The sequence below is a fragment of the Flavobacterium melibiosi genome, from assembly GCF_048158545.1.
Classification (GTDB): Bacteria; Bacteroidota; Bacteroidia; order Flavobacteriales; family Flavobacteriaceae; genus Flavobacterium; species Flavobacterium melibiosi.
In genome coordinates this window covers 51,662-60,024 of record NZ_JBLNKU010000019.1, presented here as the reverse complement: position 1 = coordinate 60,024, position 8,363 = coordinate 51,662, and the positions used below count along the sequence as shown (strand labels likewise).

The following is an 8,363-nucleotide window of genomic DNA, read 5'->3' as shown; positions in this document are numbered from 1 at the left end:
CCTAAATGACATCTACCTAAAATGTATCGTAAATTAAGAACCGCCTTGGTACGGATCCGTATGCCGGGTGGTGTGGAAGGTCGCCTAGGGAAATAATCCCTAGGCTCCTATCCGATTCTGAATTTGAATTAAACATTGTAAATTTGCGCTCTTAAATACAAATGATGCTCGAGATAAAAGATATTTCCTTCACTTACATTGACAAACCCGTCATTGAAGCTGTTAGTTTCACTATTGCCAAAGGCCGAAACACCGCTATTATTGGTGAAAGTGGCTGTGGTAAAAGTACTTTATTGAAATTGATATATGGACTATACGATTTGGCTGAAGGAGAAATAACCTATAACAATAAGCGCATTCTTGGTCCGAAACACAACCTTATTCCTGGTGAAGAGTACATTAAATATTTAGCTCAGGATTTCGATTTAATGCCTTACATAACCGTTGAAGAAAATGTAGGGAAGTTTTTGTCTAATATTTATAAAGATAAAAAAAAGGCTCGAGTTCAGGAGCTTTTGGAAATGGTCGAAATGACAGAATTTGCAAAAGTAAAAGCCAAATACCTAAGTGGCGGACAACAGCAAAGAGTTGCTTTGGCAAGAGTTTTGGCACTGGAGCCAGAAATAATTTTGCTGGACGAACCGTTTAGTCAAATTGATTCGTTTCGGAAAAATTCCTTGCGCAGGAATTTGTTCAGTTACTTAAAACAAAAAGAGATTACCTGTATTATTGCCACACATGACAGTACTGATGCTTTGTCTTTTTCTGATGAAACGATTGTGATTCAAAATGGGAAAGTGGTTGTACAAGGAAACTCAAAAGAGTTGTATGAAAATCCTGCGAACAAATATATTGCCTCTCTTTTTGGGGAAGTAAATGAATTGAAATTATCTCAATTAATTGAACTTGAGAGTGACGATGATAAAATCCTTTTATTGTATCCACATCAATTGAAAGTGGTCGATAACGGAATGATGCAAGTGGTTGTGAAACAATGTTATTTTAAAGGAAGTCATTATTTGATTAAAGCTGCTTTTGAAAGAAGGGCTATTTTCTTTGAACACGATTCAGAATTAGAATTGAATCAGGAAGTGACATTGATGTTAGCCTGATAGAAAGATTAGTTGAAAAGCTATAGTGTACAGCAGGACACGAGCAAAGCGAACTGACGAAGTAAATCGCTTCTGAAAAAAATAATTGCATATTGCTAAAAAAGTAGTAATTTGTGGTCTAATATTTAACGTATCGTTAGATTTGTATCGTTGATTTTAATAAAATATCAAAAACTATGTATCATTCAAAAATAGCAGGATTAGGATTTTATGTTCCTTCCAATATTGTTACCAATGACGATTTGTCGAAAATTATTGACACGAATGATGAGTGGATTCAAGAACGAACTGGTATTCAGGAAAGAAGGCATATTATTAGAGGTGAAGATACCACGACCACGATGGGAGTGAAAGCGGCTGAGATTGCTATTGAGCGCTCTGGTCTTGATAAGGAAGACATTGATTTTGTAGTTTTTGCGACCTTAAGCCCTGATTACTATTTTCCTGGTCCGGGAGTTTTGGTACAACGTGATTTAGGTCTTAGAACTGTAGGAGCATTAGATGTCAGAAATCAATGTTCCGGTTTTATTTATGCGTTGTCAGTTGCCGATCAATATATCAAAACAGGAATGTATAAAAATGTTTTGGTGATTGGTTCTGAAGTACATTCGGCAGGATTGGATATGACGACTCGAGGCAGAGGAGTTTCGGTAATTTTTGGAGATGGAGCAGGAGCAGCTGTTTTGAGCAGAGAAGAAGATTTGACTAAAGGAATTTTGTCTACTCACTTGCATTCCGAAGGGCAACACGCTGAAGAGTTAATCGTGAAAGCACCAGGAATGGGAGGTCGTTGGGTTACGGATATTTTGGCAGATAATGACCCGGATGATGAAAGTTATTTTCCTTATATGAACGGACAATTTGTGTTTAAAAATGCAGTGGTTCGTTTTTCGGAGGTTATTAAGGAAGGTTTACAAGCTAATAATTTGCAGGTTTCGGATATCGATATGCTAATCCCGCATCAGGCGAATTTGAGGATTTCTCAATTTATCCAAAAGAAATTCGGTTTGACAGAGGATCAGGTATACAATAATATTCAAAAATATGGTAATACAACAGCGGCTTCTATTCCAATTGCTTTGACCGAAGCATGGGAAAAAGGAAAAATAAAAGCAGGAGATACAGTAGTTTTAGCTGCTTTTGGTAGTGGGTTTACCTGGGGAAGCGCTATTATAAAATGGTAATCACTTTTTAGTGTCAGTTTCAAAAGTTTAATTAAAATCAAAAAACCCGAAGTTGGCATACTCCGGGTTTTTCTTTTTGCAACAAACTATTAAAACTTATTTTATAAAAGTCCACCACCACCTTGGGTTTCGTTTTTGTCACGTTGTTTTCGTTGAATGGCTTTGTTTTTTCCTGTGCCAAAGCGATAATTGAATCCAACATATGCTGATTGACTTTCCCAATTGAATTGTCCTTCTTGTCTTTTTGGTTTAGTACCGTCGAACGCAAAATTCATAGTATTGAATACATCACTGAATCGGGCTGTTATGGTTCCACTTCCTTTTAAAATTGTATAGCTCGATCCTAAATCTATTTTATACATGGGCTGTCTTTCAAATTGCAAACCTAAATCACGTCCCCTGTACATTCCTGACAGCTGAAGACGAAGGTTTTTAGAAGGTTTAAACGTATTGCTGATTCGGGTGTTAAAAGTAGTCACATCTACTTCTATAAATTCATCGGCAACAATTCCTTTTGTTTTTTTAGTATACGCATCAAAACTGATGTTGGCACTCCACCATTTTTTAAAATCTAAATTTCCGGATAGTTCAAAACCATACGCATTATTGTCATTCAGGTTGGCGTATGATAGAATTTGTTTTGAAGGATCAGTCGGGCTTTCGTAAAGTGTTCTTGTTATTTCATCGTTTATTCTTCTGTAAAATACGCCGGTTGTAATGGAGCCTATTTTTGTTTTTCGCGTGTAATTCAATTCATACGAATTAGTGAACTGCGGGAAAAGTTCCGGATTTCCTTCGGAATCAACCTGAGGAGTACTCCATTCACGAATAGGATTTACCTGGTTGATGCTTGGTCTGTCCACACGTCTGGAAACACTCAGGTTAAAAGAGTTTTTTTCACTAGGGGAGTAATTGATATATCCCGAAGGATAAAGTGTGAATAAATCATCTTCGAAAGTAGCATCATTCTCATTTACCTTTCTGAATAGTGCGCTTGCATTGTATTTTTCAAATCGGGTCCCTGCTTGTGCACTCCATTTCCCCCATTGTTTTGAATAGGTTGCATAGGCAGAGTATATATTTCTATCATAAGCGAAATCGGAATTGTAAGCATTGTCTAAAAGAAACTTATTTCGGGTATCTTCAATTCTGGTTTCTAGTCCTAATTCTAATTTAGCGGTCTCTGATATAGGATCTGTATAATCTAAATTTATTAAAGTATTATTTCCGACATTGGTAATATAGTTGGTTGCAGGAGTACTAAAAGCACCGATTTCCTTGTTGTCGTTAGTGTTGTAATTGACTTCGAGTTCTATATAATGGCCTTCTTTTTTGAAGTTCTTTTTATAATCTAAGTTATAGGTCTGTGAATAATTATCATCTTCATTGTTGAACAATTGTGTAATGTCTTCTTTTCCAAGATCGACAAAATTAACTGTGGTTTTAGAATCGCCACTGCCTTTAAAAATATTATGGTTTGTATAGAAGGAAATAGTATTTTTTTCATTCAGATAGAAATCAAAGCCTATTTTTGCTAAATGAGAAGTATTGTTGTTTACAAAAGTGAATTTTTGAAAATCTTCCTCACCAGGCTCTAATGTGTTTATAAATCCACGATTGGATTGCTTGCCGGTATTCAATCCGTAATTTCCATAAATATTGAACTTTCCGGTTCTGTAATTCATATCTACTGAAGAATTTAATTTTGGTGTTTTTCCAAAGGTTACACCATTATTTATACTTCCGTTGAAACCAATTTTACTGTTTTTGTTCAATACAATATTGATAATTCCGCTCATTCCTTCCGGATTGTATTTAGCAGAAGGATTGGTGATCAATTCAATTTGCTTGATGGATGTAGAAGGGATTTGTTGTAGCAGTTGTGAAGCATCAATATTAGTAGGCTTTCCATCAATTAGTATTCGGACATTTGAATTGCCGCGAAGGCTTATCGCATTGGTTTGCGGATCAACACTTACCGAAGGAATGTTGTTCATGATTTCTGCGGCAGTGGCTCCTGCAGATAATAAGTCTTTACCAACGTTGATTACTTTTCTATCGATCTTTTGTTCAATTGTAGAGCGTTCATTTACTACTTCGACTCCTTCTAATTGGATAGCATCTTCCTCTAAAGAGATTGTTTTTAAGTCCGCTGTTTTTCCTTTTGCAGTTAGTGAAATTGTTTTGTAAACGGTTTTGTAGCCTATAAACTGTATTTCTACAGTGTAGCTTTTTAAATCCAGATTTTTGATAAGGAACGTTCCCTTGTCTGAAGTGATGCCTCCGGTAACTATTTTGTTTTCTTCTTTAACTACAATATTTACATAAGGTAGTGGTTCGTTGGTTTTCTTGTCGATAACCTTTCCGGAAATAGTTCCTTGATTTTCCAGAAGAATTGGTTTGACCGAAGTTTGGCCTTGTATCGGAAGCACCGCTCCCAATAAACAAAGTAAAATTAATTTGAGATTCATGATTTTTGATTTTTTATTAAAATTGATTGATGATGATGCAAAGGTATATATTTATTTTAAATAACATGTATTACATAATACTGTTTTATACAATGTAATTTTTATTTAAATTGAATATTTGAAAAGTTACTTAATAGACTCTTGAATGTTTAAATTGTTACAGCTATTTTAAAAAAAAGAGCTGAACTGCAAAAAGTAAATGATTATACCATGTTTTGCGTAGGAAATTATATTGTTTTCCAATTTTCAAATTGATGCATTATAACTATCTTTGCAACCTTAAAATAAATACATAAAATGACATTATCACAAATTCTTACGCCTTCTATTGAAAAAGCGGTTCTCGCTTTGTTTGACATTGCTATTGACAAAGTTGAATTTCAAACCACTCGGAAGGAATTTGAGGGTGATATAACTATGGTGATTTTTCCATTGTTAAAAGTTATAAAAAGTAATCCCGTAGAATTAGGGACTAAAATTGGTAACTATTTGGTGGAAAATGTAACCGAAGTGAGTCGTTTTAATGTCGTTTCTGGATTTTTAAACATTGTTATCTCTGACGAATATTATTTGGATTTCTTCAATGGAATCAAAGACAATACAAAATTTGGTTTCGTTACGCCATCCCGAAGCTTCGGGACTGAAGATAAAGCCGTAATGGTCGAGTATTCTTCGCCTAACACAAATAAGCCGTTGCATTTAGGTCACGTTCGTAACAATCTTTTAGGATATTCAGTCGCCGAAATTATCAAAGCTTCCGGTAAAAAAGTATATAAAACCCAAATCATAAACGATAGAGGAATTCATATTTGCAAATCAATGTTGGCTTGGCAAAAATTCGGAAACGGACAAACGCCAGAATCAACAGGGTTAAAAGGAGATAAATTAGTCGGGAATTATTATGTGGCTTTTGATAAAGCGTATAAAGAAGAAATTGCCCAATTAATGAGTGCCGGTAAAACGGAGGAAGAAGCGAAAAAACAAGCGCCGATTATTCTGGAAGCACAAGAAATGCTGTTGAAATGGGAAGCTGGTGATGCAGAAGTAATCAATCTTTGGAAAACCATGAATCAATGGGTTTATGATGGTTTTGCTATTACTTATAAAAATTTAGGGGTTGATTTTGATTGTTTTTATTATGAAAGTAATACCTATTTGTTAGGTAAGGATGTCGTTCAGATAGGTCTTGAGAAAGGTGTTTTTGAAAAAGATCCTGATGGTTCGGTTTGGATAGATTTAACCGATGAGGGTTTAGATAGAAAAATTGTACTTCGTTCAGACGGAACTGCAGTTTATATGACGCAGGATATTGGAACTGCTATTCAACGTGTAAAAGATTACCCGGATGTTGGCGGAATGGTTTATACGGTAGGAAACGAACAAGATTATCATTTCAAAGTATTGTTTCTTATCCTGAAAAAATTAGGTTTTGACTGGTCAGAAAATCTATTTCATTTGTCTTATGGAATGGTAGATCTGCCTTCTGGAAAAATGAAAAGCCGAGAAGGAACTGTTGTCGATGCCGATGATTTGATGCAGGAAATGACAGATACAGCTCAGAAAATTGCTGAAGATTTAGGTAAATTAGATACCTATTCTGCTGAAGAAAAAGCAAAATTATACAATACGATAGGTTTGGGAGCTTTGAAATATTACATTTTAAAAGTAGATCCAAAAAAACGAATCCTTTTCAATCCGGAAGAATCAGTAGATTTTGCGGGTAATACGGGACCGTTTATTCAATATACGTATGCCAGAATTCAGTCGATTATTCGTAAGGCTAATTTTGATTTTTCCAATACATCACAAATGGTGACCTTGCACGAAAAAGAGAAAGAATTATTGAAACAATTGGAATTGTTTCCTGAGGTGATTCAGAGTGCAGCCCATAACCATAGTCCGGCTTTATTAGCAAACTTCACCTACGATTTGGTGCGGGAATACAATTCATTCTACCAGGCTGTTCCAATTCTTGGGGAAGAAGATTTACAGAAAAAAATATTCAGAGTGCAATTGTCTAAAAAAGTGGCTGATACCATCGCTGCTTCTTTTAGTTTGTTAGGGATTAATGTTCCGGAAAGAATGTAACAAAATAAAATTGTTCAAACACAAAGCGACTTCACATTGAGGTCGTTTTTTTGTTAAAATAAATCGGAATACCCCCCTCGTCAATTATCTAATTATCTGATTGCCTAATTATCTAATTAGTTTATCTTTGCACTTCAATAAAATAAAAAATCATGTTCGATAATTTAAGCGATAAACTAGACAAAGCCTTTCATATACTAAAAGGTCACGGAAAAATCACCGAAGTAAACGTAGCTGAAACATTAAAAGAGGTTCGTAGAGCTTTACTGGATGCCGATGTTAACTTTAAAATCGCCAAAGATTTTACCACCAAAGTAAAAGAAAAAGCAATTGGTCAGGATGTATTAACCACGCTTCAACCGGGACAATTATTGGTAAAGTTGGTAAAAGACGAGCTTACTGAATTAATGGGTGGGGATGTTGCCGGAATCAATCTTTCTGGTACTCCAACGGTTATTTTAATGTCAGGTTTACAAGGTTCAGGTAAAACTACTTTTTCTGGAAAATTAGCTAATTATTTATTGACCAAAAAGAATAAGAAACCATTATTAGTAGCTTGTGATATCTATCGTCCTGCAGCTATTCAACAATTGTATGTTGTCGGAGATTCGATAGGAGTAGAGGTATATTCTGAACCAGAGAATAAAAATCCTGTAGAGATTGCTCAAAATGCAATCAAGCACGCAAAAGCCAATGGCTTTAACGTAGTGATTGTCGATACAGCAGGTCGTTTGGCCGTGGATGAGGAAATGATGAATGAGATCGAACGCGTTCACAAAGCAATTCAGCCTCATGAAACCTTATTTGTTGTTGATGCAATGACGGGTCAAGATGCTGTAAATACTGCAAAAACCTTTAATGAAAGATTAAATTTCGATGGTGTTATCCTTACTAAATTAGATGGAGATACCCGTGGTGGAGCTGCAATTTCAATTAAATCAGTAGTTAATAAACCGATTAAATTTGTAGGTACAGGGGAGAAAATGGATGCCATTGATGTATTCTATCCTGTTCGTATGGCGGAACGTATCCTTGGAATGGGAGATGTTGTGTCTTTGGTGGAAAGAGCGCAAGAGCAATTTGACGAAGAAGAAGCCAGAAAAATCCAAAAGAAAATTGCTAAAAATGAATTTGGGTTTGATGATTTCTTGTCCCAAATCCAACAAGTGAAGAAAATGGGTAATATGAAAGATTTGGTTGGAATGATACCAGGTGCTTCAAAAGCCATGAAAGATGTTGAAATTGAAGACGATGCTTTTAAGCATATTGAAGCTATCATTCATTCGATGACTCCAAAAGAAAGAAGTAAGCCAGCCATAATTGACGTAAAAAGAAAAGCTAGAATTGCAAAAGGTTCCGGAACAAAAATAGAGCAAGTGAATCAATTGATGAAGCAGTTCGAGCAAATGAGTAAGATGATGAAAATGATGCAAGGTCCGGGAGGGAAAAATCTAATGAAAATGATGGGTGGCATGCAAGGTGGTATGCCAGGAATGAGATAAAAAAAA

At 35.4% G+C, this 8,363-nt stretch carries 5 protein-coding genes; 4 read left to right on the top strand and 1 reads right to left on the bottom strand.

Annotated features, from left to right (window positions below; translation table 11 throughout):
• Nucleotides 1-164 precede the first annotated feature (164 nt).
• Both ACM55F_RS18000 and ACM55F_RS17995 read left to right on the top strand, forming a co-directional pair.
• Nucleotides 165-1,112: an ABC transporter ATP-binding protein gene (locus ACM55F_RS18000; protein ID WP_416855203.1), complete on the top strand. Its 948-nt coding sequence runs from the start codon at nucleotides 165-167 to the stop codon at nucleotides 1,110-1,112.
• A gap of 176 nt (nucleotides 1,113-1,288) precedes the next feature.
• The gene (locus tag ACM55F_RS17995; protein WP_416855201.1) at nucleotides 1,289-2,296 is read left to right on the top strand and encodes a 3-oxoacyl-ACP synthase III family protein; all 1,008 of its coding nucleotides are present in this window, start codon (nucleotides 1,289-1,291) and stop codon (nucleotides 2,294-2,296) included.
• Nucleotides 2,297-2,397: 101 nt separating this feature from the next.
• Here the strand turns inward: ACM55F_RS17995 and ACM55F_RS17990 are convergent, their stop codons facing one another.
• Entirely contained in the window at nucleotides 2,398-4,767 is a 2,370-nt protein-coding gene (locus ACM55F_RS17990) for a TonB-dependent receptor (protein WP_416855200.1), read from the bottom strand.
• Between the two features lie 297 nt (nucleotides 4,768-5,064).
• Between ACM55F_RS17990 and argS the strand changes: the two genes are divergently transcribed.
• Together argS and ffh are read left to right on the top strand one after the other, a co-directional pair.
• Nucleotides 5,065-6,855 carry an arginine--tRNA ligase gene (gene argS / locus ACM55F_RS17985; protein ID WP_416855199.1) on the top strand — a complete coding sequence of 597 codons (1,791 nt, stop codon included), beginning with the start codon at nucleotides 5,065-5,067 and terminating at the stop codon, nucleotides 6,853-6,855.
• Between the two features lie 152 nt (nucleotides 6,856-7,007).
• Entirely contained in the window at nucleotides 7,008-8,357 is a 1,350-nt protein-coding gene (ffh, locus tag ACM55F_RS17980; RefSeq protein WP_416855198.1) for a signal recognition particle protein, read from the top strand.
• The last annotated feature ends 6 nt before the right edge of the window (nucleotides 8,358-8,363 follow it).

Excerpts from the sequence above, each read along its gene's own strand:
- ffh (WP_416855198.1), top strand. The coding sequence starts at position 7,008 with ATGTTCGATAATTTAAGCGATAAACTAGACAAAGCCTTTCATATACTA.
- argS (WP_416855199.1), top strand. The coding sequence starts at position 5,065 with ATGACATTATCACAAATTCTTACGCCTTCTATTGAAAAAGCGGTTCTC.
- ACM55F_RS18000 (WP_416855203.1), top strand. The coding sequence starts at position 165 with ATGCTCGAGATAAAAGATATTTCCTTCACTTACATTGACAAACCCGTC.
- ACM55F_RS17990 (WP_416855200.1), bottom strand. The coding sequence starts at position 4,767 with ATGAATCTCAAATTAATTTTACTTTGTTTATTGGGAGCGGTGCTTCCG.
- ACM55F_RS17995 (WP_416855201.1), top strand. The coding sequence starts at position 1,289 with ATGTATCATTCAAAAATAGCAGGATTAGGATTTTATGTTCCTTCCAAT.